Origin of the sequence: Cryobacterium sp. TMT1-62 (genome assembly GCF_004403145.1) — a bacterium.
In the GTDB taxonomy this organism is placed as follows: Bacteria; Actinomycetota; Actinomycetes; order Actinomycetales; family Microbacteriaceae; genus Cryobacterium; species Cryobacterium sandaracinum.
Genome location: NZ_SOGZ01000047.1, coordinates 81,323 through 99,188, shown reverse-complemented (window position 1 = coordinate 99,188; position 17,866 = coordinate 81,323). Strand labels below are relative to the sequence as shown.

18 protein-coding genes are annotated in these 17,866 nt (G+C 68.5%); 5 read left to right on the top strand and 13 right to left on the bottom strand.

Going from position 1 to position 17,866, the window contains the following annotated elements; all coding sequences use genetic code 11:
• Nucleotides 1-34 precede the first annotated feature (34 nt).
• Complete coding sequence (locus E3T34_RS14245; RefSeq protein WP_104100010.1) at nucleotides 35-691, top strand: DedA family protein; 657 nt, start codon at nucleotides 35-37, stop codon at nucleotides 689-691.
• A 41-nt stretch (nucleotides 692-732) separates the two neighbouring features.
• On the opposite strand, the gene cydC is transcribed toward E3T34_RS14245, so the two are convergent.
• The 4 genes from cydC to E3T34_RS14225 are packed head-to-tail and all read right to left on the bottom strand — an operon-like array spanning nucleotide 733 to nucleotide 6,579.
• Nucleotides 733-2,478, bottom strand: coding sequence for a thiol reductant ABC exporter subunit CydC (gene cydC, locus E3T34_RS14240; protein WP_134343363.1), 1,746 nt, complete (start codon nucleotides 2,476-2,478; stop codon nucleotides 733-735).
• A complete protein-coding gene (gene cydD / locus E3T34_RS14235; protein ID WP_134343362.1) occupies nucleotides 2,471-4,135 on the bottom strand; it encodes a thiol reductant ABC exporter subunit CydD in 1,665 nt (554 codons plus the stop codon). Before cydD ends, cydC begins: the two co-directional genes overlap by 8 nt.
• A gap of 5 nt (nucleotides 4,136-4,140) precedes the next feature.
• Nucleotides 4,141-5,157: a cytochrome d ubiquinol oxidase subunit II gene (gene cydB / locus E3T34_RS14230; protein WP_134343361.1), complete on the bottom strand. Its 1,017-nt coding sequence runs from the start codon at nucleotides 5,155-5,157 to the stop codon at nucleotides 4,141-4,143.
• Between the two features lie 9 nt (nucleotides 5,158-5,166).
• On the bottom strand, nucleotides 5,167-6,579 hold the full coding sequence (locus tag E3T34_RS14225; RefSeq protein ID WP_134343360.1) for a cytochrome ubiquinol oxidase subunit I: 1,413 nt from the start codon (nucleotides 6,577-6,579) through the stop codon (nucleotides 5,167-5,169).
• Between the two features lie 97 nt (nucleotides 6,580-6,676).
• Here E3T34_RS14225 and E3T34_RS14220 point away from each other — a divergent pair, with 97 nt between their 5' ends.
• Together E3T34_RS14220 and E3T34_RS14215 are read left to right on the top strand one after the other, a co-directional pair.
• Complete coding sequence (locus tag E3T34_RS14220) at nucleotides 6,677-7,063, top strand: BlaI/MecI/CopY family transcriptional regulator (protein ID WP_134343359.1); 387 nt, start codon at nucleotides 6,677-6,679, stop codon at nucleotides 7,061-7,063.
• Between the two features lie 61 nt (nucleotides 7,064-7,124).
• Nucleotides 7,125-8,063 (top strand): M56 family metallopeptidase, encoded by a 939-nt coding sequence (locus E3T34_RS14215; RefSeq protein ID WP_134343358.1) that lies wholly within the window; start codon nucleotides 7,125-7,127, stop codon nucleotides 8,061-8,063.
• A 244-nt stretch (nucleotides 8,064-8,307) separates the two neighbouring features.
• On the opposite strand, the gene E3T34_RS14210 is transcribed toward E3T34_RS14215, so the two are convergent.
• The 5 genes from E3T34_RS14210 to E3T34_RS14190 form a co-directional block, all read right to left on the bottom strand.
• Complete coding sequence (locus E3T34_RS14210; protein WP_134343357.1) at nucleotides 8,308-9,234, bottom strand: ABC transporter substrate-binding protein; 927 nt, start codon at nucleotides 9,232-9,234, stop codon at nucleotides 8,308-8,310.
• Nucleotides 9,234-9,974 carry an ABC transporter permease gene (locus tag E3T34_RS14205; RefSeq protein WP_104100018.1) on the bottom strand — a complete coding sequence of 247 codons (741 nt, stop codon included), beginning with the start codon at nucleotides 9,972-9,974 and terminating at the stop codon, nucleotides 9,234-9,236. The genes E3T34_RS14210 and E3T34_RS14205 overlap by 1 nt, the downstream gene beginning before the upstream one ends.
• On the bottom strand, nucleotides 9,971-10,657 hold the full coding sequence (locus tag E3T34_RS14200) for an ABC transporter permease (RefSeq protein WP_104100019.1): 687 nt from the start codon (nucleotides 10,655-10,657) through the stop codon (nucleotides 9,971-9,973). Before E3T34_RS14200 ends, E3T34_RS14205 begins: the two co-directional genes overlap by 4 nt.
• Nucleotides 10,654-11,508 (bottom strand): ABC transporter ATP-binding protein, encoded by an 855-nt coding sequence (locus E3T34_RS14195; protein ID WP_104100020.1) that lies wholly within the window; start codon nucleotides 11,506-11,508, stop codon nucleotides 10,654-10,656. The genes E3T34_RS14200 and E3T34_RS14195 overlap by 4 nt, the downstream gene beginning before the upstream one ends.
• 99 nt (nucleotides 11,509-11,607) lie before the next feature.
• Nucleotides 11,608-12,261, bottom strand: coding sequence for a TetR/AcrR family transcriptional regulator (locus E3T34_RS14190; protein ID WP_104100021.1), 654 nt, complete (start codon nucleotides 12,259-12,261; stop codon nucleotides 11,608-11,610).
• Between the two features lie 204 nt (nucleotides 12,262-12,465).
• Here E3T34_RS14190 and E3T34_RS14185 point away from each other — a divergent pair, with 204 nt between their 5' ends.
• Nucleotides 12,466-13,494 carry an App1 family protein gene (locus tag E3T34_RS14185; protein ID WP_233191253.1) on the top strand — a complete coding sequence of 343 codons (1,029 nt, stop codon included), beginning with the start codon at nucleotides 12,466-12,468 and terminating at the stop codon, nucleotides 13,492-13,494.
• 42 nt (nucleotides 13,495-13,536) lie between these two features.
• On the opposite strand, the gene E3T34_RS14180 is transcribed toward E3T34_RS14185, so the two are convergent.
• Genes E3T34_RS14180 through hisD form a run of 3 tightly spaced genes read right to left on the bottom strand, consistent with a single transcriptional unit; the run spans nucleotide 13,537 to nucleotide 16,427 of the window.
• A complete protein-coding gene (locus E3T34_RS14180) occupies nucleotides 13,537-14,574 on the bottom strand; it encodes a quinone-dependent dihydroorotate dehydrogenase (protein WP_134343356.1) in 1,038 nt (345 codons plus the stop codon).
• A gap of 8 nt (nucleotides 14,575-14,582) precedes the next feature.
• Nucleotides 14,583-15,101, bottom strand: coding sequence for a transcriptional regulator NrdR (gene nrdR, locus E3T34_RS14175; protein ID WP_104100023.1), 519 nt, complete (start codon nucleotides 15,099-15,101; stop codon nucleotides 14,583-14,585).
• 12 nt (nucleotides 15,102-15,113) lie between these two features.
• Nucleotides 15,114-16,427 (bottom strand): histidinol dehydrogenase, encoded by a 1,314-nt coding sequence (gene hisD, locus E3T34_RS14170; protein WP_134343355.1) that lies wholly within the window; start codon nucleotides 16,425-16,427, stop codon nucleotides 15,114-15,116.
• Between the two features lie 72 nt (nucleotides 16,428-16,499).
• Here hisD and E3T34_RS14165 point away from each other — a divergent pair, with 72 nt between their 5' ends.
• Nucleotides 16,500-17,042 (top strand): flavin reductase family protein, encoded by a 543-nt coding sequence (locus E3T34_RS14165; RefSeq protein WP_104100025.1) that lies wholly within the window; start codon nucleotides 16,500-16,502, stop codon nucleotides 17,040-17,042.
• On the opposite strand, the gene E3T34_RS14160 is transcribed toward E3T34_RS14165, so the two are convergent.
• Complete coding sequence (locus tag E3T34_RS14160) at nucleotides 17,039-17,821, bottom strand: 1-acyl-sn-glycerol-3-phosphate acyltransferase (protein ID WP_104100026.1); 783 nt, start codon at nucleotides 17,819-17,821, stop codon at nucleotides 17,039-17,041. The two genes, E3T34_RS14165 and E3T34_RS14160, sit on opposite strands and share 4 nt — an antisense overlap.
• Nucleotides 17,822-17,866 lie beyond the last annotated feature (45 nt).

Genomic DNA, 17,866 nt, shown 5'->3' with positions numbered 1-17,866 from the left:
CCCCGCTGCGGGTGCACGGCTTAGGCTGTGGGTCGTGAACGATATCCTCAGCTGGATCCTGGATACGGTTTCCAGCGTGGATCCGGTGCTGCGCACCCTCCTGGCCGGACTCGGCATGCTGCTGGAGACATCCGTTCTCGTCGGCCTGGTCGTGCCGGGCGATTCCATCGTGATCGTGGCGAGCACCGCGGTGAGCAACACGGCCGAGTTCCTGGGGCTCGTCGCCGCGGTGATCGTCGGAGCCCTGATCGGCGAGAGCATCGGCTTCGCGCTCGGCCGCCACTTCGGGCCGTGGATCCGGATGAGCCGCCTCGGGCGCCGGCTCGGGGAACGCAACTGGGCCCGGGCCGAGATCTACCTGGCACGGCGCGGCGGCATCGCCGTGTTCCTGTCGCGGTTCCTGCCCGTGCTGCACTCGCTGATCCCGCTGACCGTGGGGATGAGCCCGATGCCCTACCGCACCTTCATGAAGTGGACCGTGCCGGCCTGCGTGATCTGGGCGGTGGCCTACGTGTCGATCGGTTCGGCCGCCGCCGAAGGCTACCGCGAGCTCTCCGACCGGCTCCACTTCGCCGGATACCTCTTCGTCGGCGCGATCGCGCTCTTCGTGCTGCTCGTGTTCCTGGTCAAACGCTGGCTGCACCGCCGCGAGGAGCGACACATGGAACAGCCGGAGCCTCCGGTCGTCTGACCGCATGCTCGGTCGGGCGACCCCTCGTTCGGCTGTCAAGTTCAGCGGGCAGGTCCGGGCACGACGACCCTCGCGGTGATCAGGTCGTCCGGCACCGGCGTGTGTGAGATGAGCAGCACCGCACGGCCGTCCTCCGCCGCCGTGACCAGGATGTCCCGCACGAGCACGTCGCCCTGCGCCTCGTCGACGTTGGCGGTGGGTTCGTCGACGATGAGCACCGCGAAATCCGCCAGCAACGCCCGCGCCAGCGCGATGCGCTGGGCCTGACCGCCGGAGACCAGGGCACCCCGCTCGCCGACCCGGGCGTCGAGGCCCCCACGCTTGGCGGCCCACTCCCCCAGTCCGACCCGGGCGAGCACGGCCTCGAGGTCGTCGTCGGTGGCCGTCGTGCGGGCGAAGAGCAGGTTCTGACGGATGCTGTCGTCGAAGAGCCAGGGACGCTGTTCGCACAGTCCCACCCGGCGACGCACCTCGGCCGGGGCCAGCGTGCGCGCCTCGACGCCGTCGAGCCGGTACGAGCCCGTGTAGTCGAGGAAGCGCACCAGGGTCTGGGCCAGGGTGGTCTTGCCGGCGCCGCTCGGCCCTGCCAGGTGCACGCGGTCCCCCGGCGCCAGGCGCAGGGTGATGCCCATGACCGCCGGGGTAACGGAACCGGGCCAGCGGGCACCCACGTCGGTGAGTTCGAGCACCGGGTGGGCGCTGACGCTCGTGGTGGACATCGCATCCGCCGGCGCATCCGTCGGCTCGGTTACCGACTCCGCCGGGATCTCCGTGGGGACGCTGGTCGGCACCGCCGTCGCCACCCGCGCGGCGCTGGAGCGCACCTGGCGCCAGACGCCGAGCGCGAGCGGGATCATTCCGAACACCTCGAACACCGCCATGGGCACGAGCACGACCACGACGAAGCCCGGTCCGCTGAGGCCAGCCGGCCCGGAGAGGGCCGGAATGCCGACCTGGAGCGCGGCGACCGTCGCCAGACCCGCGAACAGTGACAGCACGGCTCCCTGCACGCCCACGCCCAGCGACCGGCGCAGGGAGGCCCGGCGCAGCCGGTCGTCGGCCGCCGCAAGGGTGGCCAGGCGGGCATCGAGGGCCCCGAAGGCGCTCAGCACGTCGAGGTTCTCCACCACCTCGAGCACCTCGCCGGCGAGGGCTCCGCGGAGGGGTGCAAGCTGGCGCTCCGACCGGGCGGACAGCGCGCTGGAGGTGACGGTGGCGAGCAGACCGGCAACGAGGAGCGCCAGCGCCAGCGTGACACCGGCGGCGGGGAGAACCAGCCAGACCCCGACCACGCTCACGCTCAAGAGGATCCCCGCCGTGGCCAGAGGCTGCACCACCCGCAGCGGGAAGTCCTGCAGGTCGTCGACGTCGCGCACGAGGCGACTGAGCAGGTCGCCGCGGCTCGTGCCTCCGAGGCCGGCCGGGGAGAGCGGCAGGATCCGGGAGAAGATGCCCACGCGCAGGTCAGCCAGCTGGCGGAATGCGGCGTCGTGGCTGGCCAGACGCTCGAGGTAGCGGAACGCAGACCGGCCGAGGGCGAACGCACGCACCCCGACGACCGCCATCGAGAGGAACATGACCGGCGGTTGCTCGGCGGCTCGGGTGATCAGCCACGCCGACGACGCCAGGAGGGCCACCGCGAAGACCGCGCTCAGCACGCCCGCGGCCAGGCCGGGGGCGAACCGGCGGGCAGGAGGCTGGGCCAGGCGCAGGACAGCGCGCACCTCGGCCCGGCCGGCCGGCCGGGGGCCGGCGATCCCACTCGGGCTGGGTCCGGAATCAGACATGGGCCACCTCGTGCAGGGCAACGATCTGGTCGGCGGCGTCCCGCAGGGCAGGCCGGTGGCTGACCACGATCACGATCCGCCCCTCGGTCGTGAGCCGGCGAAGGCCGGCGACGAGAGAGGCCTCCGCCGCCTCGTCCAGCGCCGAACTGGGCTCGTCGAGAACGACCACGGCGCAGTCGTGGCTCTCAGCGCGGTAGATGGCGCGGGCCGCTGCGACCCGCTGGGCCTGTCCGCCGGAGAGTCCCTCGCCGGCGATGCCGAGCATGGTGGCCGGCTCCAGATCGCCCGCTCCGGCGCACTCCAGCGACCGGGCCACGGTGTCCCGATCGACGGACGCGTCACCGAGCGCGAGATTGTCGGCGATCGTTCCCTGGAACAGTCCCGGCCGTTGCCCGGCCCACGCCAGCCACGGGCGCGGTGTGCCCAGGGTCTGCTCCGCACCGTTCAGCAGGATCCGCCCGTCGAAGGGGACGAATCCCTGCAGGGCGGCCACCAGCGTGGATTTTCCGGTGCCGCTCGGGCCCACGACCACGGCGAGTTCGCCGGGGCGGAAGACGGCGCTGAAGTCGTGCACGGGGGCATCCGTGCCCCGCTGGATCGTGACCTGCTCGAACCGGAGCACGCCGGTATCCGCGGGGCCTGCTCCGGTGCGCGCGCCAGACGGGGCAGTCGAGGCAGCCGGGGTCGCCACGGCCCGGGGCCCGGCACCGTCGTCGAGAATGGCGAAGACCTCCTCGGCCGCCGCCAGACCGTCGGCCGCGGCGTGGAACTGGGCGCCGACCTGCCGCACGGGGAGAAAAGCCTCCGGGGCCAGCAGCAGCACGAACAGGCCGACGCCGAGTGCGAGGCTTCCGTCAACCAGGCGCAGCCCGATGGAGACGGCAACAAGGGCCACCGACAGGCTGGCCGCCAGTTCGAGCACGAACCCGCTGAGGAAGGAGACCCGCAGCACCTTCATAGTGCGGCCGCGGTAGTCCTCGGTGATGGAGCGCACCCGGGCGAACTGGCGTCGCTCCCGACCGTAGATTTTGAGCGTGCCGAGCCCACCGACGAGGTCGAGGAACCCCGTCGACAGCCGCTGCAGGGACTCCCACTGCTGCCGCTGCACGGACTGGGTGGCCTGGCCGATCAGCACCATGAAGACGGGGATGAATGGCAGCACTACGATGACTGTGATGCCGCTGGGCAGGTCCTGCCAGAGCATCACCAAGATCAGCAGGGGCGTGCTGATCGCCGCCAGCAAAAGCTGGGGCAGGTAGCGGGCGAAATAGTTGTCCAGCGCGTCCAGCCCCTGGGTGGCCAGGGTGGAGACGCCCACACTGGCCCGGCCGCTGAGCCAATCCGGGCCGCGCTCGGCGACGCGGTCGAGAACCTGGCGGCGCAGCTGGCTCTTGACTTGGGCTGCTCCGCGGGTGGCGGCCACCTCGAGGAGCCACACCAGCGCGGCCCGCACCACGATCACGCCCGCAAGGGCGGCCGTGGTGAAGGCCAGCGAATCCTGAGAGGCCCCAGTCAACGCGAGGGTGATGCTCTGGCTCAGCAGCCAGGAGAACGCGATGACCGTGACAGTCTGCGCCAGTCCGAGCAGGGCACCCACCGACAGGAACCACCGGGCGGCGGACGCGTAGCGGAGGAGCCGAGGATCGAAGGGGCGCATTCCGTTTAGTGTCCGGCGGACTCTACGTGGGCCGAGACGGTCGTGCGGCTGACCCGCTTGCGCAGAACCCAGTAGGTCCAGCCCTGGTACAAGAAGATGACGGGCATGGCGAACAGGGCGGTCCAGCTCATCACCTGCAGTGTGTACGGCGTCGAGGAGGCGTTCTCGATGGTCAGGCTGTTGGCTGCATCGTTGCTCGCCGGCATCACGTCGGGGAACAGGGACGCGAAGAGCGTCAGCACCGCGAGGGCGATCGTCGCGGCCATCAGCGTGAAGGCCCAGCCTTCGGCGCCCCGCAGGTTCGCCAGGAACGCCCCGATCAGGGCAACCGCGGCGAGGGCGGCGAAGGCACCGGTGGCCAGGCTGCCGAAGGCAAGGGTGGTCCAGACCAGGAACGAGGCGGCCACCACGATGGTGGCCAACCCGGCCTTGACGGCTAGCCTCTGAGCGCGCTGACGGATGTCCCCCTCGGTCTTCAGGGAGATGAAGACCACGCCGTGGGTGAAGAACAGGAGCAGCGTGGTGAGCCCGCCCAGGAGGGCGTATGGGTTGAGCAGGTCGAAGAAGGAGCCGATGTAGTTGAAGTCCGCGTCCAACTGCACGCCCCGCACGATGTTGGAGAAGGCGACACCCCAGAGCAGAGCGGGAACGGCAGACCCGATCACGATCATGAGGTCGAAGCGTTTCTTCCAGGTTGCTTCCGGGCGTTGGTGCCGGTACTCGAATGACACCCCGCGCAGGATGAGGGCGAGAAGGATCACCAGCAGGGCCAGGTAGAACCCGCTGAACAGGGTGGCGTACCACTCCGGGAAGGCGGCGAAGAGTGCTGCGCCGGCCACGATCAGCCAGGTTTCGTTGAGGTCCCAGACCGGCCCGATGGTGTTGATGATGACCCGGCGGTCGAGGTCGTCCTTGCCCAGGAAGGGCAGCGACATGCCGACGCCGAAGTCGAAGCCGTCGAGAACGAAGTAGCCGATGAAGAGTGCACCGATGATCCAGAACCAGAGAATGTTGAGATCCATCATGCGCTCCTAGTAGACCGTGACCTGTGGCTTGACCTTGCCGGAAACCGGGTCGGGTTCCGCCAGCGGGGCAGGTCCCTTCCGCACGGCCTGCAGGATCAACTTGAATTCGACGACAGCGAGGGCGCCGTAGATCAGCGTGAACGCGATCAGCGAGATCAGGATCTCGACGCCGCTGACGTTGGGTGATACGCCGTCCTCGGTGCGCAGGAGCCCGAACACGAGCCAGGGCTGCCGCCCCATCTCGGTGAAGATCCAGCCGACGCTCATGGCGAGAAGCGAGAACGGGAAGCTCCAGATGGCGATCTTCCAGACCCAGGTGGCCTGGGGGCTGCGCCCGCCGCGGGTCAGCCAGAGGCCGACGACGGCAACCAGGATATGGGCGATGCCAAGACCGATCATCCAGCGGAAGGCCCAGTAGGTGATCCAGATGGTCGGGGTGTAGTCGCCGGGGCCGTACAGGCTCACATACTGCGCCTGCAGGTTGTCGATGCCTTCGACCGTGCCGTTGAGGGTGTGGGTCGACAGGAACGACAAAAGGTATGGGATACGAATCGAGAATAATTCGCTGACGCCGTCGGGGGTGCCGAGGGTGAAGATCGAGAAGGATGCCTCGGCGCCCGTCGCTGTCTTGTACATCGCCTCGGCCGCCGCCATCTTCATGGGCTGGGCCGCGGTCATGGCCAGGCTCAGCGAGTCGCCGAAGAAGGTGGTGAGCGCACCGGAGACAACCATCATCCACATGCCCAACTTGAGTGCGGGACGCATGGATTCCTCGTGCTGCTTGCGCAGCAGGTGCCAGGCGGCCACCGAGATGACGAGGCCTGACGACACCATGAAGCAGGCGAAGATCGTGTGCGGGAAGGAGGCCAGGGCGATCGGGTTGGTCAAAAGCTCGCCAATACTGGTGAGCTCGGCCCGGCCGCGCTCCTCGTTGATGCGGAACGCGATCGGGTTCTGCATGAACGCGTTCGCCGCGAGGATGAAGTAGGCCGAGGCGATCGAACCGGCCGTCGTCAGCCAGATGGTGGCGAGGTGCAGGCCGCGGGGCAGCTTGTCCCAGCCGAAGATCCACAGTCCGATGAACGTGGCCTCCAGGAAGAAGGCGATGATGCCCTCGAAGGCGAGCGGGGCGCCGAAGACGTCACCGACGAAGCGGGAGTAGTCCGACCAGTTCATTCCGAACTGGAACTCCTGCACGATTCCGGTAACGACGCCCATGGCGAAGTTGATCAGGAAGATCTTGCCGAAGAAGTGGGTCAGCTCCAGGTACTTGGCCTTGTCGGTGCGCACCCAGGCGGTCTGGAAGAGCGCAACCGTGAACGCCAGCCCGATCGTGAGCGGTACGAAGAGAAAGTGATAGACGGTAGTCAGACCGAATTGCCATCTCGACAGCAGTAACGGATCCAGCCACTCGTTCATGCGCCCTCCAGCGTCATCGGGTATTTCTACACTGTGTAGAACATCTCTATTCTACGAGACGTAGAAGAGTTGATTGCCGCCCGCTAGACTCCCCAATATGGGGAGTTTGGGAGAGCTGGAACGACTGCTGATGGATGTTTTGTGGGAAGCCAAGGAGTCTCTGCCTGCCAACGATCTCCGGGATCGGCTACTCACCCCGACGACCGCCACCGCTAGGCGCAAACCACTCGCCACCACGACCGTGCTCACGGTGCTCTCCCGCCTCGAGACCAAGGGCTTCGTCACCCGCGACCGAGACACCCGACCGCACCGCTACCGGGCCGTGTCGACCCGGGCGGAACATACCGCGGAGCTGATGCACAAGGTGCTCGGCTCTGCTCCTGACCGGCAGGCGGCCCTCGCCCGGTTCATCGGGGACGTCACCCCGCAGGAGGCCGACGTTTTGCGCCTGCTCCTCGGCACCGTAACTCTCGGTCGCGAGTGACCGGCATCCAGTCCCCGCTCCAGTCCCTGCTCCAGTCAGCACGCGTCAGAGCGGCCAAATCGTGTTCGTCACGGCCGTAGCGCTCATGATCGTGGCCGTGCTGCTCGCCGGTCCGGTCCCGATCTGGCTTGCCACCGCCGACTGGCCGGCCCGCTCCCCCGCGGTCGCCCTGGTGTTGTGGCAGGCCATCGCCCTGGCCGGCGGGCTCTCGATGATCGGCTCGCTGCTCAGCTTCGGGTTGATCCCGTTCGGCGAGAACCTGTTCGAGGGCATCCGCTCGCTGGCGGGCCATCTCGTCACCGGCACATTGCCGGCCGGCACGTCGTTCGGCTCGGTGCTCCTGCTGTGCGCGGCGCTGATCCTCGGCAGCCATCTGCTGCTCAACCTCGCCGCGACCTTTTCCCGCGCGGGGCGCCAGCACCGCAGGCACCGGCACCTGATCGGACTGCTCAGCGACCCTCTGCCGAGCCATTCCGGCACCCGTGTGATCGAACACGACGCCCCGGTCGCGTACTGCCTGCCTGGCGCGACCCGGTCGGCGACCGTGCTTTCCCGCGGCCTTCTGCAATTGCTGAATGCCGACCAATTGCGCGCAGTGATCGCACACGAGCGCGCCCACCTGTTGCAGCGGCACCACCTCGTGCTGCTCGCCTTCAAGTCCTGGCACAGCGCACTGCCGTGGTTCCCGATCGCGAACCGCGCCGAGAACGCGGTCGCCCTGCTGGTCGAGATGCTCGCCGACGACCAGGCCCGGCGGGTCGTCGACGACCGCACGCTGGCCACCGCGATCGCACTGGTCGGGTCGGCACACCAGGTGGACCCGCTGGGAACGGATGTCGAACTCGCCGACGGCCCGGACCATCCGTTCGACCTGGTGACACCCCGCGTTCGCCGCCTGATCACCCCGCCGGCGCCGCTGACGCCCTCCGCCGTGCTTTTCGTTGCAGCCGGCGCCGCCGCACTCCTGCTGCTGCCGACGCTGCTCCTGTCCCTCGCCTGATCCCGGGCCTACCCGAGCACGCGCCTACCTGAGCACGCGCCAGCCCCAGCCCCAGCCCCAGCCCAAGCCCAAGCCCCAGCCCCAGCCCAAGCCCAAGCCCCAGCCCGGGCCTACCTCTGCCCCTGCCCCAGCCCCTAACGAATTCGACGGAGATTCTCGGCCCCAGAGCCTGTTTTGCTCCAAAACCGGCCCGTAGGCGCAGAATCTCCGTCGAATTGGTCAGGCAGCGCCTGTCAGCTGGTGCCTAGAAGAGGTTCGCCTGTTCGAGCCAAGCGGCCGCGATCTTCTCGGCCGAGAGCTGGTCGTTCACGCTCTCGGAGTTGAGGCCCACCAGGTCCTCGGCGGTCAGAGCGGCACTGACGGCGTTGAGCACGTCGGCGGCCTTCCCTCCGACCTTGTCGGACACGACGGGCACGACGTTGTCCGCGAAGAACAGGCCGTCCGGGTCATCGAGGGCGACGAGGCTGTCCGACTTGATGTTCGGGCTCGCCGTGTAGACGTTCGTGATCTGGATGTCGTTGTCGACGAGAGCCTTGATCGTGAGCGGGCCGCCACCATCTTCAATGGGCGTGAAGCCGGCGATGGGGATGCCGTACTTCTCCGTTAGGGTCGTCGGTCCGTAGGGGCGGGTCTGAAGTTCGGACGGTCCACCGACGGTGATCGGCTCGGTGACATCGGCGAGCGACGCGATGTCGGTCAGGCTGTACTTGTCGGCGAAGGCCTGCGTGACGGTCCAGGAGTTCTGGTCCGTGGCCGAGGACATGTCGAGCACGCTCAGCCCCTCGGGCAGCTCGTCCTGCAGCTGCGCGTAGGTCTCGTCGGCGGTGCCGCCGGCGGCATCTGCATTCAGGGCCTGCAGCAGGCTGCCGCTGTACTCGGGGAAGACGTCGATGGCACCGGATTCGATCTCGGGCAGGTAGACCTCGCGCTGGCCGATCTTGAACTGGCGGTCGACCGTGAAGCCGTTCCCCTCCAACGCCAGAGCGTAGATTTCGGCGATGATCTCGTTCGAGTAGTAGTCCTGCGAACCGACGACCAGGGTAGCGGACCCCTCGTCGGCGTTACTTCCGCTGTCCAGCGGGTCACCGGACGCACACCCTGCAAGGGCTACGACGGCCCCAACCGCGACCGCGGCGACCGCCGCGAGCCGGCCTCTGTGAGCTGTGAACATTAGTGGGTTCCTTTCGTGATGGCGGGATCAATCCCCGGGACAGGTCGGGCTGACCTGGCACGGTCGACTGGGGGACGTTGGGACGCGACGCCTCTGGGAACAACAAGTCGCTGAACAACAGTGAATATTCCCTCGAGGACGAGGGCGAGCAGGATCACGAGCAGTGACCCGCCCAGCATCTCCGCGTAGTCGCGGGTTTTCAACCCGGCGAACAGGAACCGGCCGAGGCCGACATCTGCCACGTAGGCAGCCAGGGTCGCCGTGGCGACGACCTGCAGGGTGGCCGAACGGATGCCCGCGATCAGCAGCGGCAACCCCAACGGGATCTCGACCGTGCCCACGATCTGGCTCTCCGACATCCCGACCGACCGGGCGGAGTCGATGACGGACCGGTCAATGGCCTCGAACCCGGCGTAGGCGCCCGCGAGGATCGGCGGGATCGCCAGGACCGTGAGCGCGACGTACGGCGCACCGAGCCCAATCCCGACCCACAGCGCGACCAGTGTCAACAGGCCGAGGGTCGGAATGGCCCGCAGCCCGCCGGAGGTGGCTACAGCGAGGCTGCGTCCCCGACCCGTATGCCCGATCAGGAAACCGACCGGAATCGCGATCACGGAGGCCATCAGGACCGCCACGAGGGTGAACACCAAGTGTTCGATCGTCCGCGCCGGAATGCCGCCCGGCCCGGCGAAATTGGCCGGGTCGAGGATCCAGTTCACCGCGTCAACGAACAGGTTCATGCGGATGCCTCTGCGATCCGGGCGACCCGGACGGCCCTCCGGTCGGTCGCCGCCAGGCGGGTCCAGGGCAGCAGAACCCGCCCGAGCAGCACGAGGGCGCCGTCCAGCAGCAGCGCCAGCGCCACGGTCAGCACGATCCCGGCGATGATTTCGGCCTGGATACCGCGCTGGAAGCCATCCGTGAACAGGCTGCCGAGGCTCTGCGCGCCGATCACGGCCCCCACCGTGGCGAGGCTGACCGTGCTGACGGCCACGACCCGCAGGCCGGCCAGGAGCACCGGCCCGGCCAGCGGCAGCTCAACCTGCCAGAAGATGCTCCAGCCGGAATACCCCACGGCGACAGCGGACTGGCGTACATCCTTGTCCACGGATGCCAGCCCGTCGGCCACCACGCGTACCATCAGCGCGACGCCGTAGATCGTCAGGGCGATGACCAGGTTGAGCGGCGAGCGAAGGCTGGTGCCGACAATGGCCGGGATCACGAAGAACAGCGGCAGGGACGGGATGGCGTAGAGCAGCCCACTGGCCGTCAGGATCACGCCGCGGCCGGCACGGTACCGGTTCGCGAGCCAGCCCAGCGGCACGGCGATCAGGAAGCTGAGAAGGATCGGCGGCACGCTGAGGATCAGGTGGTCCAGGGTGCGATCCCAGAGCAGGTCGAGATTCGACCAGAACCAGGTCACCGCGGAGCCTGGGGATCCGGGGAGTGCGCGGTCTGCCGCGGCTCCACGAGCACACCGGCCAGGCGGCCCTCACTGTCGAGCAGCAGGTCGGAGTCGCCGCGGCGTTCCAGATGCAGGGCACGCTTGCCGCGATCCGCTCCGACGAAGCTGGCCACGAAGTCGTCGGCCGGGTTCGCCAGGATCTCGGCTGGCGCCCCCACCTGGGCGATCCGTCCGCCGTCACGCAGGATGACGACCTGGTCACCGAGGAGGAACGCCTCCTCGATATCGTGGGTGACGAACACGACCGTTTTGCCGAGCTCGCTCTGCAGCCGGATCAGTTCTTGCTGGAGCTCGGCCCTCACGATCGGGTCGACGGCGCCGAACGGCTCGTCCATCAGCAGAATGTTTGGGTTGACCGCGAGCCCGCGCGCCACCCCGACCCGCTGCTGCTGCCCGCCGGAGAGCTGGCTGGGGTACCGGTCCGCCAGGGTCTGGTCCAGGCCCACCGTGTCGAGCAGGGTGAGGGCCTCGGCGCGGGCCTTCTTTCTCGGCACCCCGCGCAGCAGCGGAACAGTCGCGACGTTGTCGATCACCGTGCGGTGCGGGAGCAGGCCGGAGTCCTGCATCACATAGCCGATGCCGCGCCGCAGCGGCACCGGCTCGAGCTGGGCGATGTCGGCCCCGTCGATCTCGATCGTGCCGCTGCTCGGGTCGACCATCCGGTTGATCATGCGCAGCAGGGTGGTTTTGCCCGAGCCGGAGGAGCCGACGAGCACCGTCGTCTGGCGCGACGGGAGGGTCAGGCTGAAATCGTCGACGGCGAGTGTGCCGTCCGGGAACTGCTTGCTCACCGAGCGGAACTCGATCATGGAAATGGCTCATTTCTCGACCGAAGTCGACACAACACGGGAAGCACGTATACCACCCAACCATCACACGGCGCCGCGAGCCACCGGATCGCGGAATTCCTAGCGAACGCTCGGCCCGTAGTATCCGGCGAGGTAGTCATGCGTGACCACTCGGCACTCTTCGATGAACCGCTCATCGCCCTGCGGGTCGGAGCGGAACGCCCGCGACAGAATCGAGTCGCCCATCTCAACGGCGACCTCAAGCCGGAAGATCAGTTCGTCGCCGCCCTCGAGGCCGAACTCCTCGACCAGCATGCCGGCCACCCGGCGGGCGAAGTAACCCGTGTCGGGGTCTACGACGACAGGCACACCCTGCCGGTCGTCGAAATGCATGATGCGAAACCCCGGCTCAGAGCGGTACAGGTCGACGAAGGCCGTGATGGCCACGTCGACGGCCTCCCACCAGCCCTGGGGAGCGTTCGTCTTCAGCTGCTCCGCAACCCGGCTCCGGAATCGCAGCACCGCGCGCTCGCGCAGAGCCTGCAGCACCGCGACGCGATCGGGGTAGTACCGGTACACGGTCCCGATCGACGCGCCCGCGCGCTCGGCCACCATCGCGGTCGTGATGCGGTCGAAGCCGACCTCGTCCACGACGACGGCGGCGGCGTCGAGCAGACCGGACAGTCGTGCCGTGCTGCGCTGTTGGATCGGCTCGGTGCGGGCCTGCTGGGCCGGCACAAAAGGATCCCCACCAAAAAGGTCACTGAGTGACACTTGTCCTCCTTGAGACTAAGTCACTAATACTAGGCGGCAATGTCCCCCTCGTTGTGACGTGACAGCGTGTCTCGCCCGATTGGGCAGGAATAACCTTCGGCTCTCCGGGCGACCCGACTTCGATGCCGGGTAGCGTCATGCGCGTGCCAGACTAGGGACGTGCCGACATATCCTCGAATCCCGCCCACGGGCACGCCAGCGAAGATGATGCATCGCGCAGCCCGCATCGAGGACTGGCTGCACTTCAAGCGCGAACGCCACGCCCGCAAACGCGGCTACCTGCCCACGGTCATCCCCTATGCCGGCTACGGCACGACCGAGTGGGTGCGCATTCTGTGCCGGGTGCTTCTGGCCAAACCGGCCAAGCCCGGCTCCAAGCTGGCACGGCGCCACTGGCACGCCGACCGCCGCGAGGCCGGAATTCGCGGCTGGCACAGCTTCACGAGCGTTCCGGTCAACGATGTGACGGTAACCATCGAGATCAACGGTTTCTCCCACCGGGTGCAGGCCGACCGCGGGGGCGTGGTCGACACCGTCATTCCGGTCACGCTCACCCCGGGCTGGCAGATGGCCCGGCTGCACACCGACGACACGGCCGCGCCGGTCGAGGCCCCGCTCTTCATCGTGGCCCCGACGGTACGCCGCGGGATCCTGTCCGACGTCGATGACACGGTCATGGTGACCACCCTTCCCCGCCCGCTGCTCGCCGCCTGGAACACCTTCGTGCTCGACGAGCACGCCCGAGTTCCCACGCCGGGCATGGCGGTCCTCCTCGACCGCCTCGCCGCGGTCAACGAGGGTGCCCCGATGATCTACCTGTCGACCGGGGCCTGGAACGTCGCCCCGACCCTGACCCGGTTCCTGAACCGCAACCTGTACCCGTCGGGGGCTCTCCTGCTCACCGACTGGGGTCCGACCCACGACCGCTGGTTCCGGAGCGGCCAGGACCACAAGAGGGCCAACCTGCGCCGTCTGGCCCAGGAATTCCCGGAGATCCGCTGGATCCTGTTCGGCGACGACGGCCAGCACGATGAGGCCATCTACAGCGAGTTCCAGCGAGACTTCCCCGACAATGTCGAGGCCGTCGCGATCCGCCAGCTCTCCCCCAGCCAGGCCGTTCTGGCCGGTCGCCGGGCGAAGGATGCCGCGCCCGCGCCCCGCGATCCCCGCTGGGTGTACGGGCCGGACGGCTCGGCCCTGGCCCGGCAGCTCGCGGACCGCGGTCTGATCTAGGCGCGACGGCGTGTTGCGGGCTCGACGGCCTGTCTCAGTTCTCTACAGTTCTGCGGCGAGGATGCGGTCGAGGCCACGGTTGATCTGGCGAGCCCAGAGCGGCCCTCGATAGAGGAACCCGGTGTAGCCCTGAACGAGCGTCGCGCCCGCGGCGAGGCGCTCGGCCACGTGTTCCGCGGTCTCCACGCCGCCGACCGAGATCACGCACAGCTCGCGGGGCACAGCGGCCCGGATCACGCGCAGCACGGCCAGGGACCGCGCCTGGAGCGGGGCACCGGAGAGACCGCCGGCGCCGGCAGCCTCGACGGTTGCGGCATCCGTTTTCAGTCCGGCGCGGGAAATCGTGGTGTTCGTGGCGATGATGCCGTCGAGACCCAGCTCCACCACGAGTTCGGAGATTCGGGTCACTTCAGCATCGGCGAGGTCGGGGGCGATTTTTACCAGCAGGGGCGTGGCGCCGGCCTCGGTCTTGACCGCCCGAAGCAGCGGGGCGAGCCGGTCGAGTTCCTGCAGTCCGCGTAGCCCGGGCGTGTTGGGCGAGCTGACGTTCACGACGAGGTAGTCGGCCAGGGGCGCGAGCAGCGCGGCGCTGACCAGGTAGTCGGCGGTGGCGTCCTCGACCGCGGTGACGCGGCTCTTGCCGATGTTGATGCCGAGGACCGGGCGACCGGCAGCGGTGCGAACGTGCGCGAGGCGCACCCGGGCGGCGCGGGCACCGGCGTTGTTGAAGCCCATCCGGTTGACGACCGCGCGGTCGGGGATCAGGCGGAACAGGCGCGGTTTCGGGTTTCCGGGCTGAGGAACGGCGGTGATGGTGCCGACCTCCACGTGCCCGAACCCGAGCTGGCCGAGCCCGAGCACGGCTTCACCGTCTTTGTCGAAGCCGGCGGCCACGCCGAACGGCGACTGGAATCGCAGACCCAGGGTTTGGACACCGAGGTCGGTGCGCGGGCGCGTGAAGCGGTGCACGACCCGGCCGACACCGAACGCGGGCAGCGCCCGGATCACGGTGAAGGCGAGGTGGTGGGCTCGTTCGGGGTCGTGGCGGGTCAGGAACAGCGAGAAGATCAGCGGGTACACGGCGCCGCCTACGACTCGGACGGGTGTGCGGCGCCCGCGCCGCTGCCCTGCTCGGGGCGGGAGCCGTGTTCGGTGCGGGATCCGTGTTCGGTGCGCAGCCGGGCGATCGCGGTCTCGAAATCCTCGAGCGAATCGAATGCCTGGTAGACACTCGCGAAGCGGAGATAGGCCACCTCATCAAGTTCGCGCAGCGGCGGCAAGATCGCGAGGCCGACCTCGTTCGCCTTCACCTGCGACGCGCCGGTCTGCCGGATGGTCTCCTCCACCCGCTGGGCAAGCATGGCCAGGTCGGAATCCGTTACCGGACGACCTTGACAGGCCTTGCGCACGCCGGCCACGATCTTGTCGCGACTGAACGGCTCGACGACCCCGCTGCGCTTGACGATGTTCAGGCTGGCGGTCTCGGTGGTGCTGAACCTCCGGCCGCATTCAGGGCACTGTCGACGCCGGCGAATGGAAAGTCCGTCGTCGCTCGTGCGTGAGTCGATGACTCGGGAGTCCGGGTGGCGGCAGAACGGGCAGAACATCGTGTGACCAGCTTACAGCGCCGTCGTGAAACGGGCCGTGACGGCGTCGCCGTGCGCGGGCAGCGCCTCCGCCGTGGACAGGGCCGCGATGTGGTCCGCGACCTCGCGCAGTGCCTCCCGGCTGTACGTGACGACCTGCTGGGGCCTCAGGAAGGTGTAGGCGCCGAGTCCGGAGGAGAACCGGGCCTGCCCTCCCGTCGGCAGCACGTGGTTCGAGCCGGCCACGTAGTCGCCGAGGCTCACGGGCGAATGAGGGCCGAGGAAGATGGCGCCGGCGTTCTCGATCAGCGCGAGCACGGCATCAGGGTCGCTCGTCTGGATCTCGAGGTGCTCGGGACCGAACGCGTTGCTGAACGCGGCCGCGGCGTCGAGGTCGTCCACGAGCACGATCCCCGACTGGCGCCCGTTCAGGGACGCGGTGACACGGATGCTGTGGGTCGTGCTCTGCATCAGGTCGACCAGGTGCAGATTGACGGCGTCGGCGAGCTCGGCCGAATCGGTGACCAGCATGGCGGCGGCCAGCTCGTCGTGCTCGGCCTGGCTGACCAGGTCGGCCGCGACGATGCGGGGGTCGGCGGTCTCATCCGCGATGACCAGAATGTCGGTAGGGCCGGCCTCGGAGTCGATGCCGGTCACCCCGCGCACGAGCCGCTTGGCGGCGGCCACATAGACGTTGCCGGGGCCGGTGACGAGCTGCACCGGGTCCAGGCCGAGCCCCGGAACGCCGTAGGCGAAGGCGCCGACCGCGCCGGCCCCGCCCATGGCGTAGATTTCGTCGATGCCGAGCAGGCTCGCCACGGCGAGGATGGTGGGGTGCACGCGTCCGTCGAAGTCGCTCTGCGGCGGCGACGCCAGCGCGATCGAGGATACGCCGGCGATCTGAGCCGGAACCACGTTCATCACGACGCTCGACGGGTAGACGGCCTTGCCGCCGGGAACGTACAGGCCGACCCGGTTGATCGGCCGCCAGCGCTGCGTGATGGTGGCGCCGTCTGCGATCGTGGTGGTCACCTGCGGCGGCACTTGGGCCGCGCTGGCGATGCGCACGCGACGGATGGTCTCCTCGATGGCCGTGCGCACCGTCGGGTCGAGCCCGGCCAGTGCCTCGGTGACGTGGGACGCAGGAACCCGCACATGGGACGGACGGACCCGGTCGAGGCGTTCCGCCTGGTCGCGGAGGGCATCCTCGCCTCTGGCCCGCACATCGTTGATTAATTCGGCTGCGACGTCGCTGGCCGCGGTCACGTCGGTGAGCGCACGCGGGACGGCTGCAAGCAATTCCGCCGGAGTGGGCCGGGTCCCTCGGAGGTCAATAGTCTGGATCATCGCGTTCCAGCCTAGCCATCAACTCCCGTGCACCGGGAATAGGCTCAATGGCGAGGAGATTGATTCAGTCACATGAGCGACACCGAAGTACCCCAGCCCGCCACCGTACCGCTGGCCGAAGATCCCAATGCACCGTTGGACCTGGCCGCCTTCAAACATTCCTTCCGGCGTCACGCCGCCGGTGTCGCGGTGATCACCGCGCTGCGCCCGGACGGCGCCCCGGTGGGATTCACCGCCACCTCGCTGGCGTCGCTGTCGTCCGTTCCGCCGCTGGCCACCTTCAACATGGCCCGGTCAGCCAGCACCTGGCCGGCGATCGCCGAGAGCGACCGGGTCGTCATCCACATCCTCGGGGCGCACAATCGTGCCGTCGCCGAGGTGATGTCGGGTCCCGCGAACCAGCGCTTCATCGGCGACCACTGGCAGCCCGGACCCCACGGCCTGCCTGTGCTGAAGGGCGTCACCTCGTGGATGGTCGGGCGAATCATCGAACGCACACTGGTGCACAACAGCGCCGTCGTGGTCGTGAAGATCGAGGAAGGCGGCATGGGCGAGAACGACGAGGCCCTGCTGTACTACGAGCGCACCTACCGCGTGCCCGGCGCCCCGGCCTAGCCCCTGGACGGGGCTGCGCCGGCCTCGTCGCGACGCCGGCGCCGCTCGGCCTCGGCAACGGCGGCCTCCTCCGGTGTGGGCGCGGTGCCGCCCAGGTGCCGCGGCTGCCACCACTGGCCGGCGCCGTCCACCGGATAGGCTTTCTGCAGTTTGTCGACGAGACCCTGCAGTGTGTCGTGGAGTGCCAGCGTCATCGGCTGCGTGCCCTCCCCCGCCGCGACCGTGAACGGCTCGCCGACGGCGAAGCGGATGGGCACGTCGAACAGCTCGCGCAGGGCCGGCTTGTGGTTCTTCGTGAGCACGCGGTGCCCGCCCCAGACCGCGATCGGGATCACGGGGGCCCCGGCCTCGGCGGCCATCCGGATGGCACCCGACTTCAACTCGCGTACGGTGAAGGAGGCGTTCACGCCGCCTTCCGGAAACACGCCGAGCAGTTCGCCCGCCCGCAGCGCGGTCACGGCTTGGCCGTAAGCCTCCGCCCCTGCCTTCATGTCGACCGAGATATGACGCATGCCGCGCAGCAGCACGCCCACGAGCTTCTGGTCGAACGCGCCCTTCTTGGCCATGAAACGGATGTGACGTCGGTTCTTTTGCCACAGCATCCACTCGACCAGGGCGAAGTCCATGTAGCCGAAGTGGGTGATCGCCAGCACCGCCCCCCCGGTGTCCGGAAGATTCTTCAGACCGGTCACGGATGGCTTCAGCCGCAGCAGGCCGAACACGGCCCGCCCGGCCAGAATCGCCGTGGTGTACAGAGGTTCCCGAGTGCCTGTGCTCATACCTCAAGGCTACGACCTGCGTGCGGGTTTCCGCGTCCGTCCCAC

Coding starts and splice junctions, on each gene's coding strand:
- cydC (WP_134343363.1), bottom strand. CDS start 2,478: ATGTCTGATTCCGGACCCAGCCCGAGTGGGATCGCCGGCCCCCGGCCG.
- cydD (WP_134343362.1), bottom strand. CDS start 4,135: ATGCGCCCCTTCGATCCTCGGCTCCTCCGCTACGCGTCCGCCGCCCGG.
- cydB (WP_134343361.1), bottom strand. CDS start 5,157: ATGGATCTCAACATTCTCTGGTTCTGGATCATCGGTGCACTCTTCATC.
- E3T34_RS14225 (WP_134343360.1), bottom strand. CDS start 6,579: ATGAACGAGTGGCTGGATCCGTTACTGCTGTCGAGATGGCAATTCGGT.
- E3T34_RS14220 (WP_134343359.1), top strand. CDS start 6,677: ATGGGGAGTTTGGGAGAGCTGGAACGACTGCTGATGGATGTTTTGTGG.
- E3T34_RS14210 (WP_134343357.1), bottom strand. CDS start 9,234: ATGTTCACAGCTCACAGAGGCCGGCTCGCGGCGGTCGCCGCGGTCGCG.
- E3T34_RS14205 (WP_104100018.1), bottom strand. CDS start 9,974: ATGAACCTGTTCGTTGACGCGGTGAACTGGATCCTCGACCCGGCCAAT.
- E3T34_RS14195 (WP_104100020.1), bottom strand. CDS start 11,508: ATGATCGAGTTCCGCTCGGTGAGCAAGCAGTTCCCGGACGGCACACTC.
- E3T34_RS14185 (WP_233191253.1), top strand. CDS start 12,466: ATGATGCATCGCGCAGCCCGCATCGAGGACTGGCTGCACTTCAAGCGC.
- nrdR (WP_104100023.1), bottom strand. CDS start 15,101: ATGTTCTGCCCGTTCTGCCGCCACCCGGACTCCCGAGTCATCGACTCA.
- hisD (WP_134343355.1), bottom strand. CDS start 16,427: ATGATCCAGACTATTGACCTCCGAGGGACCCGGCCCACTCCGGCGGAA.
- E3T34_RS14165 (WP_104100025.1), top strand. CDS start 16,500: ATGAGCGACACCGAAGTACCCCAGCCCGCCACCGTACCGCTGGCCGAA.
- E3T34_RS14160 (WP_104100026.1), bottom strand. CDS start 17,821: ATGAGCACAGGCACTCGGGAACCTCTGTACACCACGGCGATTCTGGCC.